We start from the raw sequence: 22,339 nt of genomic DNA, 5'->3' as shown, positions 1-22,339 counted from the left end.
CATTGTGACGGCCGCTGGGGCGGCAGGAAGTATGGTCCTTACAGCATGGATGCAACAGGATGCGTGCCGACAACGCTAGCCATGGTTATTTCTGGGATTACTGGGACAGAAGTGCTTCCGACAACTGTTGCGGATTACCTATATAACCATACCAATGAATTTAATAAAGATGAATTTGGCACCAGCAGCCGTGGTATTGTCCAAGCTGCCTAGCACCGGGATCTGACGACTGAGACCCTGTTTACAGCTTCTGCAGTCAAAGAAGTGCTTTCGCAGGGGTATCATGTCCTAGGTGCCGTTGGTACCAGCATCTTTGCCCATTATCCAGTCACTCATGAGCTGGTTCTCAAAGGCTATGACAATGGAAAAACCTATGTCCGTGACCCTTATAATGCAGCTAATAATGGCTGGTATCCAGTAGACTATCTCTTTGGAGTCAAGAGTGTAGATCCGACGGATAATACAGAGGGTTCACCCTTCATTGCCATCAAAGGATAAGAAATTCGTGAATAAGAAGACCGCTCGTTGCTTGACGGGCGGTTTTCTGCATTCTATGACTATTATGTTTGTAATCGGTTAAGACTTTATCATCGGCAAGGTCAGTAAGCGTAAAATTCATTATACAATTATAGCTAGACACACGGTTTTTTTGGAAGCGATGGGGACGGGATTCTATTTTTGGACATATTTGCGATAAACGTTCTCAAAAAAACATGTAAATAGTTTGACAAACAAAGCTTTTCTCATTATACTATTAACATATCAGGAGGAAAAACATGAAAAAAATCCAAAAACATGTCATTCTAGGGGCAGCAGTTCTTGCTAGTACTGGCATTGCTCACACTGTAGCTGCAGATACAACTCCAGTGGATGCAAAGGCCCCTGCAAACCAAGATAAGGCTCTATCTGCAAGTCCAGAAGCTCTTAAACAGCAGACTGAGCAGGTTAATCAAGCAAAAGCGTCTGTTGACCAAGCCAAAGAACAGGTTACAGCAGCTGAGACTAAGGTTGAAACAGCTAAGAAAGATAATACTGATACAAGTGCACAAAAAATTGCCGAAGCTCAAGCAGCTGTGACAGAAGCTGAGAAGAAAGTTGCTCCAGCAGAAAACGCGGCCAAGCAAGCCCAAGCAGCTCTTGATACAGCTAAAAAAGTAGAAAACACACAGGCAGCTGTAGCTCAGGATGCTCAAGCTCAAGCAGCTAAGGCACAAAACGAGACTGAAGCAGCTCAGGATGCTGTGAATGCAGCCCAAAAAGCTGTGGATAGCAAACTGGTGAGTGAAAAGGTAACGAAGGCAAAGGATGAGCTTGACAAGGCTAAAAACCACTTAGCTTCTTACGAAGACCAGTTGAAGACAGCTGAAGTGGAAGATGCCAAACGCCAAGCAGTGATTGATCAAGCCCAGGCTGATATCAAAGTAGCCCAAGCAGAAATCAAGGAAAAAGAAGCGAAACTTTCTTCCCAGGACCAAGTACACAATACCTTTACCCTATCGCAAGATTACATCAGGGCAGCAAGAACTATTGATAAAAAAGGATCGGGCCAGTTAACTCCTGAAGCGAAAGAAATGCTTGCAAAAGAGGCAGCGATTCTAAAATCAAGTAATAACTTCATTAGCAGTCAAAAGGATGTTCGACGTATAGTAGATATTAATAATATTCCTAAAGAGATCCTTTTGGAAATTAACTACTATGCTCAAGATTTAATCAACCAAATCCGTAAGCAAGTAGGCAATGCTCCTGTAACATTAACGCAAAATAGTATGGATTATGCGGCGGCCCTAAGCCAAGCAGCCCGTGAGCAAAAATATAGAGCCCAAGCAAAAGATCCTATAACTTCACAAGTGAATGTTCCAAAAGATGTGGTTGCTAAATTTGGGCTTGATCAGTTTGGATATAGAGTTACTGGTTTAAATGAGCTGGGTTTTTATCCTACCTTGGCCAGTCAAGAAAAAGTGTCCGTTGATTATTTGAAGAAGACTATCTATGACAATATTAAATTCCAATTATTTGACCTTGGAGATAGCTTTAGAGACCCCATTAGAACAACAATCTATGCTCAAAAAATAGTTGGCAGCCTAGATAGGCAGAAAAAGGGAGATTATGTAGCTGTTAACTTTAGCAACAACGGCATTATTAACCGAATTAACTTCCTTCTCTTCGCGAATAATGACGGTGATATTAAGGATCCTTCCAAAATCACACCAGCCTTAATCAATCCAAATGCTAATAATCAAGAGGCAGACGCTGCTCGTAAAGATTTGGCTGCTTCGCAGGCTAAGTTGGACGCTGCTCAACGTACGTTGACAAATGCTCAGAACAAGCAGGAGACAGCACCATTACTGCGTGAGGTTGTGAAAACTGCTAAGGACAAGTTGGCCAAGGCGGAACGTACTTACCAAGCTGAACTCGAAAATAGCAAGAATTCGGCTTCTGAAGAAACCAAGGCTAAACTTGCAGTTTTAGCTAAAGCTCAAGCAAGCTTGAAAGAAAAAGAAGCAGCCCAAACAACTGCGCAAAAAACAGCTGAGGAAGCTAATGCCAAACTTGAGGCTTTGAAAGCAGCTACAGCGACCGCTCAAGAAAAGGCAACTGCTGCGGCTACAGCTCTGGAAGAGGCTCAACGCGCTGTTCAAGCTGCTAAAGACTATGTTACTCGCTTGCAAAACGCCCCTGCTCTTCTAAAAGAAGCAGAAGCGTCTCTCAATGATGCTAAAGCAAACTTGGCAAGTAAGGAAGAAACCTATAGAGTCGAAAATGCCAAACTTGAAGCTTTGAAAGCAGCTCTTGCAGCCCTTGAGACAGACGACCCAACCAACCTCGTTTCTAAGAATGAGCGAAAGGTTCTGAAAGTCACTACAACAGGAGTGAAGAACGGAAAGAAACCAGTTCAGACCTATCAGGCTCCAGCAGCTCTTCCAAAAACAGGATCTGCTGAATCTTCTCTAGCGCTTGCAGGATTGGGATTGCTCTCTATGCTGGGACTGGCTTTTGCAAAACGTCGTAAAGCTTAAGAGCATTTATTGATAAAATCGAATTCTAGATGAATTGTAGCAAAATCAAAGTTGGAACAGCTCATTTAAACAAAACTCATACTGAGAGAGGACCAGTTTGGTCTTCTCTTTATTTATTGAGTAATTTGTTAAGAACATCTTTATTGTTAGCACTCCAAGGGTTCATATTTTGTTCTTTGCTATCATGTGAGTTTGTGATAAAATCTAATTGTTCTATGTAGATTAGATTTTTTATTATAATCCCTACAGTTTTGAACTATTAGAGCTAACAGAAAGGAGGGAAGCCATGTATCCGAAAGAAGGGAAAGAACATCTCTTTCAGCAATTGCAATCAATCGGCTGGTCTCAGGTAGCACTGGAACAAGTTTTTGCAGAGATTAGTGTGCAAGGGAAAACAGTGCCAGAAGAAGGATATTACCTGCAGGAGGCTCAGCTTTTTGGCAGTCCCTTTTTTCAAGATCTTTGGCTGGCTGAGGATGCTCAGAACAGCAGGTTAGGAGCTCAGGAGCTGCTGGTTCTGGCTATGAATCTTGTTAATATGCCTGAGGAGCTGAGTGGAGATAAGGCAGAGACGGATCTTTTACTGGCTCGGATTGCTCCAAACCTAACACCTCATGATGGCTTTTGGAAAATTTTCTCAAGGACCTTGCGCCAGGCTTTTCCAGCAGATGATTTCAGCCAAAGGGATGGCAATCAAAAGCTTAAAAGACAGCTACATCAGTTTCGCTATGTCATTTCCTGCCAGCAGGCCCAGTGGGTCAGAGATCACTACCGTCAGACTGGTATGACAGATGCAGAAGCCTTGGCCTCCTATCTAAAGGATTGGTCTGCGCTGCCTTATAGCTTTCAAGAATCCTCTCGCTTGCACAATAAAGCCCATATTGATAAGAGGTCAGAGCAAGCTATCTATCCGGATGGTCAAGCAAGTCAGGCTAATATAAAAATCCTGATTGATTTTCATACAGAGTTTATTTTGGATCAGACAGGTCGTTTTCTCAATATTATCGATCCAGAGAGGGCTAGCCAAAATGGTATTGTGAATGGCGCCAGCTTTAACTATGGTGAGCATAACCGGCCGGGCAATCAGGCTTCTCATACTCGCTATGATGTCAAAACGCCTGCAGTTTGGGATCCTCGCTTTCGCAGGCTTGGCATTGAAAATGGTGGCCGCAAGTTCAAATCACCTCAGAATAATCGTGGTCCGCTGGGCTATCGTTCGGCTAAGAGCCCTTATGCTCGAAAGGGGCGGAGTGCTTATAAACAGGTAAAGGCAGAGATTGCTCGGTTCAAGAAATTACTGAATCGACCATCCTTTCTCTTGCGTTCTTGGGCTTGGTTCCGTCAGTTTTGGCAGAAGTTTTTTGTACAAAAAAATACGGACTAGCAAATCCGTATTTTTATCTCTTACAAGCTCTTAACTGCGGCGATAGCTGCTTCGAAGTCAGGCTCGGTATTGATATTGTCGACATATTCAGCGTAGGTCACAGTGTTATTTTCATCCAGAACTAGAACTGCGCGAGCCAAAAGGTGCCATTCATTGATGAGGACAGCATAGTCACGGCCGAAAGAATGGTCGAAGTAGTCAGAGAGCATGACAGCATTCTCAATGCCTTCAGCAGCACACCACTTGCCTTGAGCAAAAGGCAAATCAACTGAAACCGTGATAACAACGGTATTGTCCAAGTCAGAGAGTTCTTGGTTAAAGCGACGAGTCTGAGTCGAGCAGACACCAGTATCGATAGATGGGATGATGCTCAGGACTTTCTTTTTGCCAGCAAAATCAGCCAGAGTTTTCTTTGAAAGGTCAGTTGCTGTCAGGCTAAAATCGTGTGCGGTGTCGCCGACTTGCAGTTGCTTTCCAGTAAAGGTTACAGGATTTCCGAGAAAAGTTGTCATAAGGAGTCTCCATTCATATTTGATAGCTTCATTGTACAGCGAATAGTGATTTTTTTCGAATAATTTGACTGGAAATTTGAAATCTACTCCATGTGAAGCTCCTTCTCCAAAAATAAAGAGGTTAGGATTTTGTCTCCCTAACCTTTTATCGTTATTTGGCCAATCCTTCAGAAATTTTATCCAGATTGTATTTCATCATGCTATAGTAGCTGTCACCTTCTTCTCCCTTTTCAGCGATTGAGTCTGTGAAGATTTTAGCGTGGATTGGGATGTTGGTGTCTTTAGAAACAGTTTTCATCGGACGGTCGTCCACACTTGATTCGACAAAGAGAGATGGCACTTTGGTCTTGCGTAGTTTTTCAACCAAGCTTTTGATTTGGTCTGGAGTTCCTTCTTCTTCAGTGTTGATTTCCCAAATGTAGGCTGATGGCACATTGTAGGCCTTAGAGAAGTACTTGAAGCAGCCTTCGCTAGTCACAATCATTTTCTTTTCTTCTGGGATATTGTTGAATTTCTCCTTGGCTTCCTTATCCAAAGCGGTCAGTTTTTCTACATAGGCTTTGAGATTTTTCTCGTAAGTGGCCTTATTGTCAGGGTCTTTTTCAATCAAACGTTTGGCAATGTTCTGTGCATAGATAATCCCGTTTTCCAAGTTGAGCCAAGCATGAGGGTCTTCTTTGCCCTTTTCACTTTGCCCTTCAAGGTAAATGATGTCAACGCCATCACTGACAGCATAGTAGTCCTTGTTTTCTTTCTTATTGGCATTTTTGACCAACTTGGTAAACCAAGCATTGCCGCCAGTTTCCAGGTTGATACCGTTGTAGAAGATGAGATCAGCTTGAGAAGTCTTTTTGACATCCTCAGGCAGGGGCTCGTATTCGTGGGGGTCTTTGCCGACTGGTACAATGCTGTGCAGGTCAATCTTATCGCCAGCTATATTTTTGGTAATATCAGCGATAATTGAGTTGGTCGCAACAACCTTGAGCTTGGACGAGTCACTGGATGCCTTCTTCTGACCGGAGCAGGCAAGGAGAGTGCAGACTGCTAGCAAAAGCAGGGATAAAAAACCTAATTTTTTCATGGGATTCCTCCATCAAATTTTATTTTAGTTTAGGTTGGTTTTTAAGTTTTAAATAGCGTTGCTTAGGGGCAATAAAGAAAGAGATGAGAAAGATGATGGCTGAGGTCAGGACAATGCTGGAACCTGCAGCGACATTAAAGCTGTAGCCGATAAAGAGGCCCAGTACAGAAGCTAGAGCGCCCAGTCCTGAGGACAGCAGAATCATGGTTTTCAGACTGTTGGCATAGAGGTAGGCCGTTGCTGCCGGCGTTATCAAGAGAGCGACAATCAGAATGGTTCCCACGCTCTGCATGGCTGTCACAGAGACCAAGGTCAAGAGAATCATCAGCAGATAGTGATAGAAGCTGACCGGCATGCCCATGGCTTGAGCCAGCAGGGGGTCAAAGGAGGTAATCAATAGCTGCTTGAAAAAGAGGATGATGATTAAGAGCACAGCTATTCCGACTCCGATACTGATCCACATATCAATATCCTGCACGGCCAAAATATTCCCAAAGAGAATATGAAAGAGGTCAGTGGAGCTATTGGCAACGCCGATTAGGATCACACCCAGAGCTAGGAAGGAAGAAAAGGTAATCCCAATGGCAGTATCGCTTTTGATAATGGAATTGCCCTTGATGTAGGTGATAATAATCGAGGCCAAAAGTCCGAAGGTGATGGCTCCGATAAAGAAATTAATCCCTAAAATGTAGGACAGGGCCACACCGGGCAGAACCGCATGAGAGATAGCATCCCCCATGAGCGACATGCCGCGCAGAATGATAAAGCAGCCGACAGCTCCAGCAACAATCCCAATGACGATGGCTGTGATGAGGGCGTTTTGCAGGAAGTGAAAGTCCCGCAGCCCTTGGAAAAATTCTAAAATCATCCTAGGCACCTCCATTCATAAAGATCTGGGAACCGTAAGTCTTTTTCATATTGTCCTTGGTAAAGCTAGTCTCGGTAGGCCCAAAGGAAATCAGCTTACGATTGAGCAGGATGACCTGATCAAAATAATCAACAACCTTGCTCAGGTCATGATGGACAATCAGGATGATCTTGCCTGCAGCTTTGAGACTGCGTAGTGTAGACATTATAATCTCTTCACTGACAGAGTCAATCCCGACGAAGGGCTCGTCCAAAAAGATACAATCCGCCTCTTGAACCAAGCAGCGAGCAATCAAGACCCGCTGGAATTGGCCGCCGGATAGCTGGCTAATCTGGCGCTCAGCCAAGTCTTCTAAACCGACAATTTTCAATGCTTCAGCCACCTTGTCCCAATGGGAATTCTTTAGCCCTTGAAAGAGCTTGAGCTGCGGGTAAAGTCCCAAAGAGACACACTCTTTGACCTTGATAGGAAAATGATAATCAATATTAATCTTTTGCTCTACATAGGCAACCCGTTGGAGAGAGTTCTGCAGCGGCTTTTGATCCAGCAGAGTCTGGCCTTGGTGGTCAATAATCCCTAGCATGCCCTTGAGCAGGGTGGATTTTCCGGCTCCGTTAGGACCGATAATCCCAGTAATGGTTGGCTCCTTAATGGTTAATGAAAGGGGCTCAAGAGCCAGCGTATCCTGATAGCTGACAGTCAAATCTTTAATCGTAATCATCTCATACACCTCTATGGTTTTAATATACATTAAAATAAAAATTAAGTCAAGTTAATTTTCAACAAATTTCTAAAATTAATATAAGAAACGTTTGAAAAAATAAGTAGATTTTGATAAGGTTATATCAAAAGCATGAAAGCGAGAAGAAGATGACACGACTACAAGATGATTTCTATGATGCGATTAATGGTGAGTGGGCCAAGACGGCGGTTATTCCTGATGATAAGCCAGTGACGGGCGGCTTCATGGATTTGGCAGATGAGATTGAGGAACTTATGCTTGCCACGACCGACAAATGGCTGGCTGGCGATGGAGTGCCAGAAGATGCCATTCTGCAGAACTTTGTTGCTTACCATCGCTTGGCAGCGGATTATGACAAGCGGGAAGCAGCAGGGATTGAGCCTGCGCGTGCCTACATTGATGAAATTCGCAACCTAGCGTCTTTTGAAGAATATGCTTCTAAGATTGCTGATTTTGAGTTGGCTGGTAAGCCGACTTATTTCCCTTTTGGTGTGGCGCCTGACTTTATGGATGCCCGTATTAATGTCCTTTGGGCAGACGGACCGGGAACGATTTTGCCAGACACAACCTACTATGCAGAGGACCATCCGCAGAAGGCTGACCTGCTTGCAAAATGGCGCAAGGCTCAGGAAGATTTGCTGGCAACATTTGACTTTGCTGAAGAGGAAATCAAGGATATTTTAGACAAGGTTTTAGAGCTGGATGCTGTTTTTGCTCAGTATGTTCTGTCTAGTGAAGAAAGCTCTGAGTATGCTAAGCTCTATCATCCTTATAAGTGGGAAGATTTCAAAGCCTTGGTGCCGGAGTTGCCTTTGGCGGATATTTTCACCAAGTTGATCGGTCAAGAACCCGACCAAGTCATTGTGCCGGAAGAGCGTTTTTGGCAGGCAGCTAAGGATATCTATACAGCCGCTAACTGGGATAAACTCCATGCTCTGCTGATTCTGTCTGCGGTCCGTAATACGACGCCTTATCTAACGGATGACATCCGTGTCTTGGCAGGAGCTTATCATCGTGCTCTATCAGGGACTCCTCAGGCTCAGGATAAGAAAAAAGCAGCCTTTTACCTGGCCCAAGGTCCCTTTAATCAAGCTGTCGGTCTCTGGTATGTCGGTCAGAAGTTCTCTCCAGAAGCCAAGGCTGATGTGGAGCAGAAAGTAGCGACGATGATTGAAGTTTACAAAAACCGACTGGCAAAGAATGACTGGCTGACACCAGAAACTCGGGACAAGGCAATTGTCAAACTCAATGTCATCAAGCCTTATATTGGCTATCCTGATGAACTTCCTGAGCGTTACTCTCGAAAGGTTGTAGATGAAAAGCTGACTCTCTTTGAAAATGCTCAGAAGCTGAGCCAGATTGATATTGCTTACAGCTGGAGCAAGTGGAATCAGCCGGTGGATTACGAGGAATGGGGAATGCCAGCCCATATGGTCAATGCCTACTATAATCCACAGAAAAACCTGATTGTCTTTCCAGCGGCTATCCTGCAGGCGCCTTTCTATGACTTGCACCAGTCCTCGTCAGCCAATTACGGTGGTATCGGAGCGGTCATTGCCCATGAGATTTCTCATGCTTTTGATACCAACGGAGCTTCCTTTGATGAAAATGGCAGCCTTAATAATTGGTGGACGGAGCACGACTACCAAGCCTTCACCGAGCGGACTCAAAAGGTCATTGACCAGTTCGAAGGACAGGATTCCTATGGTGCTAAGGTCAACGGCAAGCTGACCGTTTCAGAAAATGTGGCAGATCTGGGCGGCATTGCAGCAGCCCTAGAAGCAGCTAAGAAAGAAGCAGATTTCTCTGCTGAGGAATTCTTCACCAACTTTGCCCGTATCTGGCGGATGAAGGGCCGGGAGGAATATATGAAGCTCTTGGCAAGCGTTGATGTCCATGCGCCGGCCAAGCTTCGGACCAATATACAGCTGCCTAACTTTGACGATTTCTTTACGACCTTTGATGTGCAAGAGGGAGATGGCATGTGGCGGAGCCCAGAAGAGCGGGTGGTCATCTGGTGATGCAGAGATAAGACGCTTATCGCATCTTGCTCAGTTCAAAAATAATCGAGTGCATTTCAATAGTCTGCTTTTGTTTGCGAAAGCAGGCTATTTTGTCAAAGAAAATATAAAGCGTTTACATTTCTATAACCTTGTGCTATACTGTAGTTGATAACAAAAAATAAACAAAATGTCCAAATAGAATAGATTTCAAAGTGTTTATTAATGAATAATAAAGAAAAGAGATGTTCTTATGGTAAAACGATTCATTAGTTCAAATGCTTCAGAAATTTTAAGTATGACTGCGCCGGAGCTGAAACAGAGCATCAAGGCCAGTGAGGGCCGCGTTATCCTGTCTGAAAACGTAGCTTTCAAAGAATCTTATATTGGCGATGTGACCAATGCAGAAATTGCTCGGTCTTTTGGTGCTGACTTGATTCTGCTGAATGGGATTGATATCTTCCAGCCTTTTGTAGCTGGTCTGGATGCCAAGGAAGATTTTGTTCAGGAACTTCATCGCTTGGTGGGTCGTCCTATCGGTATCAATCTAGAGCCGGTGGATAGCCAGGCCCAGATGGCGGGAGAACGCCTGATCATTAATGAAGGCCGTCAAGCTAGTCTAGCAACCATTCAGAGAGCGGAAGAGCTGGGGGTTGACTTTATCTGTCTGACGGGTAATCCTGGAACTGGTGTCACCAATCAGGCCATTATAGACACCATTCGAGTGGTCAAGGAGAATTTTTCAGGCCTCCTGATTGCTGGCAAAATGCATGCTTCAGGTGTGGATGAGCCGGTAGCAGACCTAGAAGCAATCGCTCAATTTATCGAAGCAGGTGTTGATATTGTCCTAGCACCGGCAGTCGGCAGTGTGCCTGGTTTTGACGAGCAGGACTTGAAGCAGATTGTCCGACTGGCCCATCAAAAAGGGGCTCTGGTTATGAGTGCGATCGGTACCAGCCAGGAGAGTGCTGATGAGGATATAGTCAAGCAAATGGCCATCCGCAACAAAATCTGCGGTGTAGATATCCAGCATATCGGGGATTCAGGTTACGGCTGTCTGGCTCCAGTGGAAAATATCTTTGCCATGAGTAAGGCTCTTAGAGGACAGCGCCACACCATTTCCATGATTTCACGTTCGATTAATAGATAGTAAAATGAGACAGTCTTTTAGGGGGTAAGCTTCTAGAAAGCCTGTCTCTTTTTTTTTGTAAAAAAAAGACCGAGATTCTTGTCTCGGCTTTTATAGGTTTCCTTTTTTATCTAAAAATTCATGATAGACACAGAGGCTGACTGCAGAGCGGGCAATACTGTATTTAGAGTAGGGGATAATGACAATCTCTGCTTGTTTTTGTTTTGGAAAGAGAGGTACTTCCTGCTCTAACTGAGCCAGGACCTGTTCGGCAATAATCGGGTAGGAGAATATTTGGCCGTCCAGATAAATCCTTTCGCTATCAATAAGCTGGCAGAGGTTGGAAATGGAAATGGCCAGATAGCGGCAGGCAGTATGAATCAACTCAATGCTGCCCAGGTCTCCTAAGCGATAGGCAGTCATCAGACTTGTCAAATCAATGTCATTGACGTCCTCTACAAGAGTCTTTAAGAGCGAGGTCTGGGAAGCACGATACAGGATAGCTGCTTTGTCAATCAGAGCGCTCTCGCTGGCATAGACCTGTAGGCAACCGTGCTTGCCGCAAGGACAGCGCTCGCCTTCAGGATTGATAACGGTATGCCCCACCTCCCCGATAAGATAATTATCCTGACTGTAAATGCTGCCCTTGTACATGTAAGAGCAATGAATACCTCTGGCGACATGATAGACGATAAAATTACTGTCTGTCGGATGATAGCTAAAGAGGCGTTCAGCCAGTGTCAGGCAGTGGGACTTATTGGCAAAGTAGACAGGAAGGTCAAAAGCTTCTTGAATAGTCTGCAGGTTAATCTGTCCCCAGTGGGGGTTTTTAGAAATAATAAAATCACTCTCAGAGAGATTCACATGCCCAGGCAGCCCGAGGGCAATCGCTGAGATGGGGTATTGGCTGTTCTTTTTCAGAAAATCTTGAATGAGCCGGATGATTTCCTGGTCAGACGGCCCGCCTGTCACCTCGACCTGATAAGTCCGAATGCTGCTTTCTGCAATCTCACCGGTATTGTCAGCGATGACGATGGCCAGCTGTTTTTCAGAAATCTCAAAGCCCAGATAGTAGCGGCTACGAGGCGCAATATCTAGCAGGGTTTTCTTGCGGCCTACGCTCTCGTCATTGAGCTCGCCTAGCTCCAGTACCAAGCCTTCCTTGATCAGTTCATTGATGATGCTGCCGGTCGTGGCTGGTGTAATTTGAGTTTCTTTTGAAATATCAATTCGAGAAATTGGTCGTTTGGCATAGAGCTGATCCAGAACAGTTGCCCTTAGCTCGTTTTGTTTTCTAGTTCGTGTCATCTTGTTTCCTCTGCTGCTATACTATCAAAAAAAGCTAGAAATCTCAAATGTAAGCGTTGACATAGTACAGAAAAATAGTTATAATGTTTATAGAATATTAATAACATAGTAGAAAATATTCTATTTTTGGATTTTTGTTTATATATTAAAAATAAATGGTAAGCGTCGTTGCAGTCTAGGTCAGATTCATAAAGGAGGATGCCGATGGAAACAAAACAGATTATGTTAGTCTGTGCGGCTGGGATGAGCACCAGTCTCATGGTCAATAAAATGCAGAAAGCTGCAGAGGAGCGAGGCTTAGCTGCGACGATATTTGCGGTGCCAGTGTCAGAAGCAGAAGACTATCTAAGCGAGAAAAAGGCTGATGTCCTTTTGCTGGGGCCTCAGGTCCGCTATCTATTGGAGGATTTACAGGAAAAACTAACTTCAAAAGGCATTCCGGTCGATGTTATCCCTATGACGGACTACGGAATGATGAAGGGGGATAAGGTCCTGGATCTGGCAGAGTCGCTCATGAAGTAGGTGCTCCTATGGAAAATAAAGAATCCTTAGAGGTCGCTATGACCCTCATTATGTATGGCGGAGAGGCTAAGTCTTGTGCTATCGAAGCCATTGCGGCAGCTAAAAAGCAGGACTTTGACCGAGCTCAGGATAGACTGAGTCAGGCTCAGAAGGCCCTACTGCAAGCCCATCACGCTCAGGCTGAAATGCTGAGCAAGGAGGCACAAGGAGAGGAGACAGAACTTAGTTTATTTATGGTGCATGGGCAGGATCATCTCATGACCAGTATCGCCTTTGTTGATTTGGCAAAGGAGATTGTTGATTTGCATAAAAAATTTGATGAATAGGAGAAATGCAGATGAGTAGTTTGGTTGATAAATGGCAAGCGCGTCTCATGCCTATTGCCAATAAAATCGGCAACCAAAAATTTCTGGTTGCCCTACGGGATTCTTTTATCGGGACCATGCCTGTGATTATGACGGGCTCTTTCGCCCTCATGGTCAACGCCTTTCTATCTGACTTGCCAGGACAGTTCGGCTGGACCTGGATTTCCTCTACCTTCCAGTGGCTGATTGATATTAACTGGCTGGTATTTAAGGGCAGTATTCCTATCGTTACCCTCTTGTTCCTCTTTACCTTCGGGGTCAATATCGCTAGGATTTACAATACTGATAAGGTATCTGCTGGTCTGGTGGCAGTTGCTTCCTATATCATTACCATTGGTGGATCAGTTACTAAAACCTTTGAGTTGGCTGGCAAAACACCAGGGCTGAGCAAGGCGATTTCAAAACTTCCAGAGCTAAAACTTGACGGCAGTGACCTGTCTGTGACAATTAACAGTGTCATTCCAGGGGACCAGATCAGTGCGCGTGGCTATTTTACTGCTATTCTGATTGGTTTTGTGTCTGTCATCATCTTTTGTAAGGTCATGAATCGTAACTGGACGATCAAGCTTCCAGATTCTGTTCCGCCAGCTATCATGAAGCCGTTCCTGTCTATCATTCCGGCTGCGATTGCTATGTATGTCGTGGGAATTGCGACCTATCTCTTTAATCTGGTAACAGGCGAGCTGTTGATTGACTGGATTTACAAGATTCTTCAGGCGCCGCTTCTCAGCTTGTCTCAAAGCTTCTGGGCTGTGCTGCTCATTGTCTTTCTCAATAAGATTTTCTGGTTCTTCGGACTGCACGGCGGTAATGTGCTAGCGCCAGTTATGGCCAGTCTCTTTGGTGTGACCATGCTGGCTAATCTAGAAGCTTATCAGGCTGGGCATGCGATTCCTTATATGTGGACGGATAATTCTTTTGGTGCTTTTGTCTGGTTTGATGCGATTGGGGTTGCCATTGCCATTCTCTGGCAATCTCGGAACAAGCACTATCGCGAAGTGGCCAAATTGGGAATTTTCCCAATGGTCTTCAACATCGGTGAGCCAGTCATGTACGGCCTGCCAATTGTTTTGAATCCAATTATGTTTATTCCATACGTCCTGACGCCAATGGTCATGGTAACAGTAGCCTACTTTGCAACCTCTATGGGCTTGGTTGCGCCGGTTACTCAAAACGTCACCTGGGTCATGCCGCCGATTCTCTATGGTTTCTTTGCGACAGCCTTCGACTGGCGGGCAATTATTCTTTCGCTGGTTAATATCGCTATTTCAACCGCTATATATCTGCCCTTTGTCAAGATGGCAGATAAACAGGAGGAGCTTGGATAGATGGCAAAATTTGAAATTAAAGAAGAATTTTACCTGGATGGCAAGCCTTTTAAGATTTTATCGGGAGCTATTCAGTATTTCCGGCTTCATCCAGATCAGTGGCGAGATACCCTTTACAATCTCAAAGCTCTAGGCTTTAATACGGTAGAAACCTATATTCCTTGGGCATTGCATGAGCCTCAGGAAGGACAGTTTCAGGCAGAGGGCATGCTGGATTTTGAAGCATACTTCAAGTTGGTTGAGGAGATGGGGCTTTATCTCATTGTCCGGCCGACGCCTTACATCTGTGCAGAGTTTGACTTTGGTGGTCTCCCGGCTTGGCTCTTGAGATATCCTTCGATGCGCCTGCGGGTCAATCATCCGCTTTTTCTGGAAAAGGTCAGTCATTTCTATGACTGGCTATTTCCCAAGCTTCTGCCCTATCAGAGTGATCAAGGCGGCCCTATCCTCATGATGCAGGTGGAAAATGAATACGGTTCTTACGCCGAGGACAAGGCCTACATGCGCAGTATTGCGCAGATGATGAAGGTACGTGGCGTTACGGTTCCCCTCTTTACCTCTGATGGAACATGGATAGAGGCTTTGGAGTCTGGGACCTTGATTGAGGATGATATTTTTGTAACGGGGAATTTCGGATCTCAGCCCAAGGAAAATACAGACAATCTGCGAGCTTTCATGGAGCGCTATGGCAAGAAATGGCCACTTATGTGTACCGAGTTTTGGGACGGCTGGTTCAGCCGCTGGAGCGAGGAAATCGTTCGGCGTGAAGCCGAAGATTTGGCTCAGGATGTCAAAGAAATGCTGCAGCTGGGCAGCATGAACCTTTTCCTACTAAGAGGTGGGACCAATTTTGGTTTTATCAGCGGCTGTTCGGCACGAAAGACCAAGGATTTGCCACAGATTACCTCCTATGATTTTGACGCACCCATTACTGAGTGGGGGCAGCCAACCGAGAAATACTACGCTGTTCAGCGGGTGACCCACGAGGTCTTTCCAGAGCTTGAGCAGATGGAGCCTATTAGCCGACAGGCCAAGGCCTATGGCAATTTTCCGCTGCTTGGGACTGCAAATCTGCTGGATGTGGCAGCGGACATCACAGAGGAAATTCTGCTGGATTATCCGCAGCCTATGGAGCAGATTGGGCAGAATCATGGCTATATCCTCTACCGTTCCGATATCAAAAATCAATACCATGAGGAAAGGCTCAAGGCATTGGAGACTCATGACCGCTGCCATTTCTATGTCAATCAGGAGCACCTGGCTACTCAGTATCGTGAAGAAATCGGCGATGAGATGCTCTTCTCAGCTGACACCGAGCGGATTCAGATTGATGTGCTGGTGGAAAATATGGGGCGGGTCAACTATGGTTACAAGCTGGGCGCACCCAGTCAATCCAAGGGAGTCAAGGGCGGTATCATGATTAACCACCAGTTCCGTAAGGGCTGGAAGCATTATGCGCTCAAGTTTGACCAGGAAATGCTGGCCAAGCTAGACTGCTACTCAGCTCCACCGGAAAGAGTCAAAGCACCGACCTTCTATCGCTTTGAAGCAGAGTTAGATGATATCGCTGATACTTTTATTGACTGCTCTAAGTATGGGAAGGGGTGTATTTCGGTCAACGGCTTCAACCTTGGCCGCTACTGGAATGAAGGGCCAATTCACTATCTCTATGTGCCGTCTGGCTTGCTTAAGGAAAAGAATGAATTTATCGTCTTTGAAACTGAAAATGTCAAGATTGAAGAGTTGACCTTGCTTGACCATCCAGTCTATAAGAAATGAGGTGTTGCGATGAAATATATAACAGTCGGGAATGAACTGGAGGGAGCCAGTCAGCTGATTTTGGGCTGCATGCGACTGGCAGAGCACGATCCCGAAGAGGTTGTTTCCGTTCTTGAAACAGCCGTAGAAGTGGGAATTAATTTCTTTGACCACTCAGATGTTTATGCTGGTGGGCAGTCAGAGGCCAAGTTTGCGCAGGCTCTTCGCTTGGCTAAGATTCCCCGGGACCGAGTTCTCATCCAGTCTAAGTGCGGACTGCGGGATGTTCACACCAACTACCATTTTGACTTTTCTAAGGATTATATTATTCGTTCAGTTGAAGCCAGCTTGGAGCGTTTGCAGACAGACTATCTGGATGTGCTCCTCCTGCACCGGCCAGATGCTCTTGTGGAGCCGGAAGAGGTGGCCGAAGCTTTCTCACAGCTGCATCAAGCTGGGAAGGTCCGCTATTTCGGAGTCAGTAATCAAAATCCTTATCAAATAGAGTTGCTGCAAAAAAGTGTGGAGCAGCCCTTGATTGCCAACCAACTGCAGTTTGGTCCTGCCCATACTCCGATGCTGGATGCTGGGCTCAATGCCAATATGCTCAATCCTTTAGCAATCGTTCGGGATGGTAGTGTGCTGGACTATTGTCGATTGCATCATATCACGATTCAGCCTTGGTCACCATTTCAGGTTGACTTGAACCAGGGACTCTTTACAGAGCATCCTAAATATGCTCAGCTTACAGAAACTCTGCATGCCTTTGCGTCAGACTATCAAGTTTCTTTTGAAGCCCTAGTTCTCGCCTGGATTTTGCGTCATCCGGCACAAATGCAGCCGATTGTTGGATCCATGAATCCGCAGCGAATTCGCTCAATGGTGGCTGCTTTTGATATTGAGCTCTCTCGGGCTGACTGGTATAAGATTTACAAGAGCGCGGGGAATCCTCTGCCCTAAGCTTGTTTTTGCAGGGAGATTATTTGTTATTCAGAATCAATGAAGCCTAAGAGTAGCGAATCGGTCTGCATATTTCATTGATTAAGCTCGACTCTGTGCCTTATGAAAGGAGAATGATATGAATAATAAGTTTTCTTGGCAAGCTATAACAAAATCTGCTTCTGCTGCCAAGTATGGGAGCGGCTTGCTGCTATGTGCTTCCCTCTTGTCCTTAGCAGCTTTTACAGCTGTCTCAAGAGTTGAAGCAGAAGATGTTGCGCCTGCCCCTGCCGCAGTGGCTGAAACGCCGGCTTCTCCAGCACCGCAAGCAAGTCCTGAGGCTGAAAATCCAGCTGTGGCTGAACCCCAAGCAGCTCCTGCAAATCAGGTCGAATCAGCTGCAGCCGCTAGCGAATTGCCAGCCAATCAGGTTATGTCCGATGAGCAGAAGCAGCGCGCCATTGCTCAGATGGGAGCCAATCAAGGGGATGTCTGGGTTTGGTCGGAGGAAAATGTCGTTGAAGAAAATGGGGAGCGTCAAAAGCGCGGTCCTAATGGCGGTCCTGGCCAATTTAATGGCGGAGCCGTCGTATTAGGCGGCCGTCCAACTTATGACCCAGCAGCGGATTGGTACTACCTTGCTTATAAAGGCGAAGGGATGACCGACGAAGAAGCGAAGGCTGTCTTTGACAAGGAACGCGGCAAATGGATGAATGAATTTGATCCTTGGGGCGTTGTGATGGAAATGACGGACAATAAGGCCAGCAATGCTTGGGCGGATATTCGTAACATGCAGGCTTTCGTGCTCCGGAAGGACTCCAATGTCTGGGAGAAAATTGTGGATCACCCTCAAGGAGTTCAATGGGTCTCTCAATTCAAGGGAAATATGTCCAGCAACGTAGGAGATGCACGGCAGGAAGCCTTGGCTGGCGGGGGAACAGCTATTGAGGTATTACCTAAGCAGGATCGGGTTGCCCACTGGGGCTCTGATCAGGCCCGTGATATTCCAAATCCTCAAACCATTCGGGCTGTTTTAGTTTCCGTAGAAGCTCGTATTTCTGAAAAATCTGACCCAGATGCCAAGCTTGGTATTCAAGTTGGCGGTGACTGGAAATTTGCTGAAGAAGTGAGCAAGCCGCTCTGGTATCCAGGAGCTGGTCTGGCTGGTATTCAGCGACTGACCAAGGATTGGGCTCGTTACTATTTTGTCAGCCTCACTGGTATTCAAGATGCAGTTGAAGAAAGGGCCATTTCACAAGATGTATTCATGAAGAGTATCGTGCCGTTAGCCGATATGGAGCAGGCCTCTCAAAATCAAGCCCAGCAGCCAACCCCTGCAAGGCCTGATCCAAAGAGTGGCCAAGCAGAAAATCTGACCTACAGAGTAAGCGGCCAGACGGATTCTCAAGAAGCGTCTCAAGAGCCAACTCTTGAGCAAGCTTCTTCCAAACAACTGCCTAAAACCGGCAGCCAAAGCAGCCTATTGAACAATCTGCTTGGGCTCGGGCTCTTAGGGCTGGGTGCTGGCTTACTTGGCTTAAAGAAAAAATCTTAGTTTTGCAAGCTAGAGAAAAAAATAATCTACAAAAAAGCAACAGCAGTTTCTAGCTGTTGCTTTGTGTTTGGCTTAGGTTTTACATGACAGGATGTTCAAAATTAGGTTCTTGCGCAGCGGGCGGACTGCAGACAGGTTCCTGGTATTTTTGAGTAAAGCGGCATCTCGGGAAGTTGGAGCAGCCCCAAAATTTCTGACCGGCATTAGAACCTTTGACTGCTGTACGGAGCACCAATCCATGCTGGCAGCGAGGACAGATCTTTTCTGCTTCTCTACGCTGTTTATTCTGAGTAATGCTGTTAATATGGCGCTCTTTGATGACCTGCTTTCGTTTGGTCAAAGGTAGCAGCATACGATAGAGGTCGTCAATCTGCTCGGGCGACAGGTAGACTGGACTTTGGCAGGCCTGCCGGTCAATTGCTCCTATCACTTGCCAGGTCTGAATAACCTTATGCCTGTCACTGTTTAGATGGATTTCCTTAAGCTGACAGTCATTGCCAAAGACGATATAGGAATAAAGGTTTGGCGTGTATTGGTTGAGATAGTAGCTGAGCCATTTGAGATGGACCTTATTTTGAATAATGGGATTGAAAAAAGAATGTTTGTAAGATTTTCCACGGCCTCCGGAAAGAACCTGAGTCCAGTATTGCTGATTTTCTGAGCCGAAGATCCAGCCCTTGTAGTTTTTTGACTCAAAAATGTAAATTCCAGATGGATGAATCAGCAGGGCATCAATCTCAGTGGTAGATCCATCTTCTTTGAAAATATAGAGATTGTACAAAATCTTTTTATAGCCATAGAGCTGGTTCAAGACCTGACCAAGCTGGTACTCTCCCTGTTTTCCCTTGTTATATTTGAGTTCCCAAGGGGCAGTCTGGGTTTGCTGGAAATAGTCAGGCTCTGGGCTTTGGCTGGACGACCAATCCGAGTCCCTATCTTCCCTGTCTTCAAGTAGCTTATAACTGATAAAAAAGACGATGCCAAAGACAGCCACAAATGCAACTAAAAAGAATCCAAACATTTCCTAATCTCCCTTAAAATCCCTAATTCGAGTATAGCACAAAATAAAGGACGGAAGATTTTTATAAGTGTAAAAACAAAACAATTGAACAATGAATCAAAATATGTCTAAAAAACGGAAACTACCCTTTAAAAACTTATTTTCCAAAAACACCTCACAAACCTAAAAAATCATGTATAATAAAAAGACAGGAAAAGAATAGGAGTTATCATGTCTCAGGAATTAATCAGTGTTATCATCCCTGTTTACAATGTTGAGCAGTATTTAGCAGAATGTGTGAACAGCGTCTGTCGTCAGACCTATCAAAATCTGGAAATTATTCTAGTCAATGATGGTTCAACAGATGCTTCTGGTCAGATTTGCCAAGAGCTAGCTGATCAGGATGCGAGGATTCATCTCATTCATCAGGACAATCAAGGCTTGTCCGGTGCCCGCAACACAGGGATTGAGCACTCTAGTGCAGACTATTTGATTTTTGTGGATTCGGATGACTGGCTGCCTGAGCAGCATGTTGCCCGCCTCTATGAAAAGCTCAAGGAGTATGATGCGGACATTGCTATTGGTCACCACTGTAGCTTTCGTGCAGAGGATTCAGCCTTCCTCTACTATTCGACAGAGCATTTTGAAACCCTCTATACGCGAGAAGAGATAATCGAGGAGTACCCTAGACGGCGCATGCTAGACGGTGTCTTTCTCTGTGCCTGGGCCAAGCTCTATAAGCGTGAGCTCTTTGATACAGTGCGCTATCCAGTCGGCCGAGTGGCCGAAGATGCCTTCACAACTTATAAGCTGTATCTTCAGTCAGAGAAGATTATCTACCTCAATGAACCGCTCTATTACTATCGCTTGCGGCCAAATAGCATCTCCATGACTTGGAATGAGCAGTGGTTCCGAGACTTGATTGTAGGTTTTGAGGAGCAGCTAGCCATTTTGGGTAAACTGGGCTATGACCTGAGCTTCTACTACAAATACTACACTTTCCTGCTCCAATATTGTCGCGACAGCGCTGCAGCTGTCGGCATGCAGTCCAGTCTGGTCTATCAGGAAATTGAAAGCAAACTCAAACTATTTGGAGAATAAACAAAACAAGCCACCTTTCAACCATAGGGCTGAAAGCGTAGCTTGTTTTTTAGTGTTTGAAAAATTAAAGACTAAAAATAACAATTAATGTCATGCTTCAAAAAGACGTCTTGGTATTCAAATAAGTCTTCAGGGTGCAAGGCCTTGACATTTTCCATGGCATACTTTCGGCCAAGTAATTTGTATTTATTTTCGCCAAATTGATGGAAAGGCAATAGCTGGACTTGATTGATGGATAGTTCATTAAACAAAGTCGCAAACCGCTCTGCATCTTCTAAGGAGTCGTTAAAATCTGGAATGACAGGAATGCGCAGAACAATCGTCTTTTGATGAGTGAAGGCGTAGTGGATATTCTGAACAATCAATTCGTTTTTTACTCCAGTCACCTTGCGGTGGTTGACAGAGTTATAATGTTTCAGGTCTGTATAGATAAAATCAACGTACTGGATGAGATCCACGAATTTTTCATGTTCTACAAAGGCAGTTGTTTCAATAGCGGTATGAATCCCTTTTTCCTTAGCCGCTTTGAGAATGGCCTTGGCAAATTCAAACTGGGCGAAAATCTCTCCGCCAGATAAGGTCAGGCCGCCGCCAGATTCTTCATAAAAATCTCTGTCCTTTAGGACTTCGTTGATAATCTCCTCGACACTTCTTTCCTCCCCCATAGTGATGCTTTTTTTGGTAGTAGCATCCAGCATAGGCTCGGGTCTGAATTGCTGTGATTCTGGATTGGAGCACCAAGGGCAGCGCAGAGGACAGCCCTTGAGGAAAACCGTTGTACGAATCCCTGGTCCATCATGAATACTGAAATGTTGGATGTTGAAAATAATTCCTTTTGTTGTTTCCATACTCAGGCCTCCTTTGGATACAATCATTATAACTTATTTTAGAAAGAAAAACAATTACGAATGAAAGGTATTTTTATTTTATTTTTAAGGCGTCTTTTGTTACAATAATAGCAGAGGTGATAGAATGGAACGTTTAGATGAAATTGTTAAATTAGTATCTGAATTTGAACGAATCGATGTCAATACTTTGTCTGACCGCTTAAAAGTGTCCAAAGTAACGATTCGCAAAGACTTGGATAAGCTGGAAACCAAAGGTCTGTTGCGCAGAGAGCATGGCTATGCTGTTTTAAATAGCGGCGATGATCTGAATGTCAGGCTTTCCTTTCATTATGATACCAAGCGCCGAATTGCCCAGGAAGCAGCAAAAATCGTTCAGGATAATGAAACCATTATGATCGAATCAGGTTCGACCTGTGCCTTGCTAGCTGAGGAAATCTGCCGAACGAAGAAGAATGTCAAGATTATTACCAATTCTTATTTTATTGCGGATTATATAAAACAAACTGATTCTTGTAAAATTATCTTACTGGGCGGAGAATTTCAGAAAGATTCTCAAGTGACAGTAGGGCCTCTTCTCAAGGAAATGATTCGGTTTTTCCACGTAGAACATGCTTTTGTCGGAACAGATGGCTATGATGAAAATCTAGGCTTTACAGGCAAGGATTTGATGCGGAGTGAGGTTGTGCAGTATATGTCAGAGGCATCTGACCGGATGATTGTTTTGACGGACTCAAGCAAGTTTACCAGAAAAGGTACGGTTAAGAGATTTGGCTTCAAGCAGATTGCTCAAGTGGTGACTGACAAGGCGATTCCGAAAGAGGCTGTTGAGCGCTTGAAAGCTGCCGATATCAAGCTGACTCTGATCTAGCAGAGAAGGAGATA

At 45.0% G+C, this 22,339-nt stretch carries 19 protein-coding genes and 1 pseudogene; 13 read left to right on the top strand and 7 right to left on the bottom strand.

Going from position 1 to position 22,339, the window contains the following annotated elements; genetic code table 11:
* Nucleotides 1-6: 6 nt before the first annotated feature.
* The 3 genes and pseudogenes from MFP28_RS10285 to MFP28_RS10275 form a co-directional block, all read left to right on the top strand.
* A pseudogene (locus MFP28_RS10285) lies at nt 7-498 on the top strand (C39 family peptidase); the annotation flags it as partial.
* Between the two features lie 278 nt (nt 499-776).
* The gene (locus tag MFP28_RS10280; RefSeq protein WP_002907385.1) at nt 777-3,017 is read left to right on the top strand and encodes an SEC10/PgrA surface exclusion domain-containing protein; all 2,241 of its coding nucleotides are present in this window, start codon (nt 777-779) and stop codon (nt 3,015-3,017) included.
* A 286-nt stretch (nt 3,018-3,303) separates the two neighbouring features.
* Nucleotides 3,304-4,401, top strand: a complete 1,098-nt coding sequence (locus tag MFP28_RS10275; RefSeq protein ID WP_002907383.1) for a DUF3114 domain-containing protein — start codon at nt 3,304-3,306, stop codon at nt 4,399-4,401.
* Nucleotides 4,402-4,421: 20 nt separating this feature from the next.
* On the opposite strand, the gene tpx is transcribed toward MFP28_RS10275, so the two are convergent.
* The 4 genes from tpx to MFP28_RS10255 form a co-directional block, all read right to left on the bottom strand.
* Nucleotides 4,422-4,913, bottom strand: coding sequence for a thiol peroxidase (gene tpx / locus MFP28_RS10270; RefSeq protein ID WP_002896683.1), 492 nt, complete (start codon nt 4,911-4,913; stop codon nt 4,422-4,424).
* Between the two features lie 151 nt (nt 4,914-5,064).
* Nucleotides 5,065-5,994, bottom strand: a complete 930-nt coding sequence (gene ssaB, locus MFP28_RS10265; RefSeq protein ID WP_002907381.1) for a metal ABC transporter substrate-binding lipoprotein/adhesin SsaB — start codon at nt 5,992-5,994, stop codon at nt 5,065-5,067.
* A 19-nt stretch (nt 5,995-6,013) separates the two neighbouring features.
* The gene (locus MFP28_RS10260) at nt 6,014-6,862 is read right to left on the bottom strand and encodes a metal ABC transporter permease (RefSeq protein ID WP_032913327.1); all 849 of its coding nucleotides are present in this window, start codon (nt 6,860-6,862) and stop codon (nt 6,014-6,016) included.
* Between the two features lies 1 nt (nt 6,863).
* Complete coding sequence (locus tag MFP28_RS10255; RefSeq protein ID WP_032916105.1) at nt 6,864-7,583, bottom strand: metal ABC transporter ATP-binding protein; 720 nt, start codon at nt 7,581-7,583, stop codon at nt 6,864-6,866.
* A 149-nt stretch (nt 7,584-7,732) separates the two neighbouring features.
* Here MFP28_RS10255 and MFP28_RS10250 point away from each other — a divergent pair, with 149 nt between their 5' ends.
* Nucleotides 7,733-9,625 (top strand): M13 family metallopeptidase, encoded by a 1,893-nt coding sequence (locus MFP28_RS10250; RefSeq protein ID WP_002907379.1) that lies wholly within the window; start codon nt 7,733-7,735, stop codon nt 9,623-9,625.
* Between the two features lie 232 nt (nt 9,626-9,857).
* Entirely contained in the window at nt 9,858-10,754 is an 897-nt protein-coding gene (locus tag MFP28_RS10245) for a PEP phosphonomutase (protein ID WP_002907378.1), read from the top strand.
* A gap of 90 nt (nt 10,755-10,844) precedes the next feature.
* Here the strand turns inward: MFP28_RS10245 and MFP28_RS10240 are convergent, their stop codons facing one another.
* Nucleotides 10,845-12,041, bottom strand: coding sequence for an ROK family protein (locus MFP28_RS10240; protein ID WP_002907377.1), 1,197 nt, complete (start codon nt 12,039-12,041; stop codon nt 10,845-10,847).
* A gap of 204 nt (nt 12,042-12,245) precedes the next feature.
* On the opposite strand from MFP28_RS10240, the gene MFP28_RS10235 reads away from it, so the two are divergent.
* The 6 genes from MFP28_RS10235 to MFP28_RS10210 all read left to right on the top strand — a co-directional run bounded on the left by MFP28_RS10235 (nt 12,246) and on the right by MFP28_RS10210 (nt 18,508).
* Complete coding sequence (locus tag MFP28_RS10235; RefSeq protein WP_080556482.1) at nt 12,246-12,563, top strand: PTS sugar transporter subunit IIB; 318 nt, start codon at nt 12,246-12,248, stop codon at nt 12,561-12,563.
* An 8-nt stretch (nt 12,564-12,571) separates the two neighbouring features.
* Nucleotides 12,572-12,889, top strand: a complete 318-nt coding sequence (locus MFP28_RS10230; protein ID WP_002907375.1) for a PTS lactose/cellobiose transporter subunit IIA — start codon at nt 12,572-12,574, stop codon at nt 12,887-12,889.
* Nucleotides 12,890-12,894: 5 nt separating this feature from the next.
* Nucleotides 12,895-14,256 (top strand): PTS sugar transporter subunit IIC, encoded by a 1,362-nt coding sequence (locus tag MFP28_RS10225; RefSeq protein ID WP_002907374.1) that lies wholly within the window; start codon nt 12,895-12,897, stop codon nt 14,254-14,256.
* On the top strand, nt 14,257-16,035 hold the full coding sequence (locus MFP28_RS10220) for a glycoside hydrolase family 35 protein (protein WP_002907372.1): 1,779 nt from the start codon (nt 14,257-14,259) through the stop codon (nt 16,033-16,035).
* Nucleotides 16,036-16,044: 9 nt separating this feature from the next.
* Nucleotides 16,045-16,974 carry an aldo/keto reductase gene (locus MFP28_RS10215; protein WP_002907371.1) on the top strand — a complete coding sequence of 310 codons (930 nt, stop codon included), beginning with the start codon at nt 16,045-16,047 and terminating at the stop codon, nt 16,972-16,974.
* 118 nt (nt 16,975-17,092) lie between these two features.
* On the top strand, nt 17,093-18,508 hold the full coding sequence (locus tag MFP28_RS10210; RefSeq protein WP_002907369.1) for an LPXTG cell wall anchor domain-containing protein: 1,416 nt from the start codon (nt 17,093-17,095) through the stop codon (nt 18,506-18,508).
* Nucleotides 18,509-18,587: 79 nt separating this feature from the next.
* On the opposite strand, the gene MFP28_RS10205 is transcribed toward MFP28_RS10210, so the two are convergent.
* The gene (locus tag MFP28_RS10205; protein WP_002907367.1) at nt 18,588-19,529 is read right to left on the bottom strand and encodes a nuclease-related domain-containing protein; all 942 of its coding nucleotides are present in this window, start codon (nt 19,527-19,529) and stop codon (nt 18,588-18,590) included.
* 210 nt (nt 19,530-19,739) lie between these two features.
* Here MFP28_RS10205 and MFP28_RS10200 point away from each other — a divergent pair, with 210 nt between their 5' ends.
* Nucleotides 19,740-20,609, top strand: coding sequence for a glycosyltransferase family 2 protein (locus MFP28_RS10200; RefSeq protein WP_002907366.1), 870 nt, complete (start codon nt 19,740-19,742; stop codon nt 20,607-20,609).
* 71 nt (nt 20,610-20,680) lie between these two features.
* Here MFP28_RS10200 and MFP28_RS10195 read toward each other — a convergent pair whose 3' ends face one another.
* Nucleotides 20,681-21,457, bottom strand: a complete 777-nt coding sequence (locus MFP28_RS10195; RefSeq protein ID WP_032916103.1) for a glycyl-radical enzyme activating protein — start codon at nt 21,455-21,457, stop codon at nt 20,681-20,683.
* Between the two features lie 124 nt (nt 21,458-21,581).
* On the opposite strand from MFP28_RS10195, the gene MFP28_RS10190 reads away from it, so the two are divergent.
* Complete coding sequence (locus tag MFP28_RS10190; RefSeq protein ID WP_002907363.1) at nt 21,582-22,325, top strand: DeoR/GlpR family DNA-binding transcription regulator; 744 nt, start codon at nt 21,582-21,584, stop codon at nt 22,323-22,325.
* The last annotated feature ends 14 nt before the right edge of the window (nt 22,326-22,339 follow it).

Origin of the sequence: Streptococcus sanguinis (genome assembly GCF_050234405.1) — a bacterium.
In the GTDB taxonomy this organism is placed as follows: Bacteria; Bacillota; Bacilli; order Lactobacillales; family Streptococcaceae; genus Streptococcus; species Streptococcus sanguinis_W.
Note: the sequence above shows the minus strand (reverse complement) of the source record. Positions and strands in the feature narration are given on the sequence as shown.

Coding starts and splice junctions, on each gene's coding strand:
- MFP28_RS10280 (WP_002907385.1), top strand. CDS start 777: ATGAAAAAAATCCAAAAACATGTCATTCTAGGGGCAGCAGTTCTTGCT.
- MFP28_RS10275 (WP_002907383.1), top strand. CDS start 3,304: ATGTATCCGAAAGAAGGGAAAGAACATCTCTTTCAGCAATTGCAATCA.
- tpx (WP_002896683.1), bottom strand. CDS start 4,913: ATGACAACTTTTCTCGGAAATCCTGTAACCTTTACTGGAAAGCAACTG.
- ssaB (WP_002907381.1), bottom strand. CDS start 5,994: ATGAAAAAATTAGGTTTTTTATCCCTGCTTTTGCTAGCAGTCTGCACT.
- MFP28_RS10260 (WP_032913327.1), bottom strand. CDS start 6,862: ATGATTTTAGAATTTTTCCAAGGGCTGCGGGACTTTCACTTCCTGCAA.
- MFP28_RS10255 (WP_032916105.1), bottom strand. CDS start 7,583: ATGATTACGATTAAAGATTTGACTGTCAGCTATCAGGATACGCTGGCT.
- MFP28_RS10250 (WP_002907379.1), top strand. CDS start 7,733: ATGACACGACTACAAGATGATTTCTATGATGCGATTAATGGTGAGTGG.
- MFP28_RS10245 (WP_002907378.1), top strand. CDS start 9,858: ATGGTAAAACGATTCATTAGTTCAAATGCTTCAGAAATTTTAAGTATG.
- MFP28_RS10240 (WP_002907377.1), bottom strand. CDS start 12,041: ATGACACGAACTAGAAAACAAAACGAGCTAAGGGCAACTGTTCTGGAT.
- MFP28_RS10235 (WP_080556482.1), top strand. CDS start 12,246: ATGGAAACAAAACAGATTATGTTAGTCTGTGCGGCTGGGATGAGCACC.
- MFP28_RS10230 (WP_002907375.1), top strand. CDS start 12,572: ATGGAAAATAAAGAATCCTTAGAGGTCGCTATGACCCTCATTATGTAT.
- MFP28_RS10225 (WP_002907374.1), top strand. CDS start 12,895: ATGCAGATGAGTAGTTTGGTTGATAAATGGCAAGCGCGTCTCATGCCT.
- MFP28_RS10220 (WP_002907372.1), top strand. CDS start 14,257: ATGGCAAAATTTGAAATTAAAGAAGAATTTTACCTGGATGGCAAGCCT.
- MFP28_RS10215 (WP_002907371.1), top strand. CDS start 16,045: ATGAAATATATAACAGTCGGGAATGAACTGGAGGGAGCCAGTCAGCTG.
- MFP28_RS10210 (WP_002907369.1), top strand. CDS start 17,093: ATGAATAATAAGTTTTCTTGGCAAGCTATAACAAAATCTGCTTCTGCT.
- MFP28_RS10205 (WP_002907367.1), bottom strand. CDS start 19,529: ATGTTTGGATTCTTTTTAGTTGCATTTGTGGCTGTCTTTGGCATCGTC.
- MFP28_RS10200 (WP_002907366.1), top strand. CDS start 19,740: ATGTCTCAGGAATTAATCAGTGTTATCATCCCTGTTTACAATGTTGAG.
- MFP28_RS10195 (WP_032916103.1), bottom strand. CDS start 21,457: ATGGAAACAACAAAAGGAATTATTTTCAACATCCAACATTTCAGTATT.
- MFP28_RS10190 (WP_002907363.1), top strand. CDS start 21,582: ATGGAACGTTTAGATGAAATTGTTAAATTAGTATCTGAATTTGAACGA.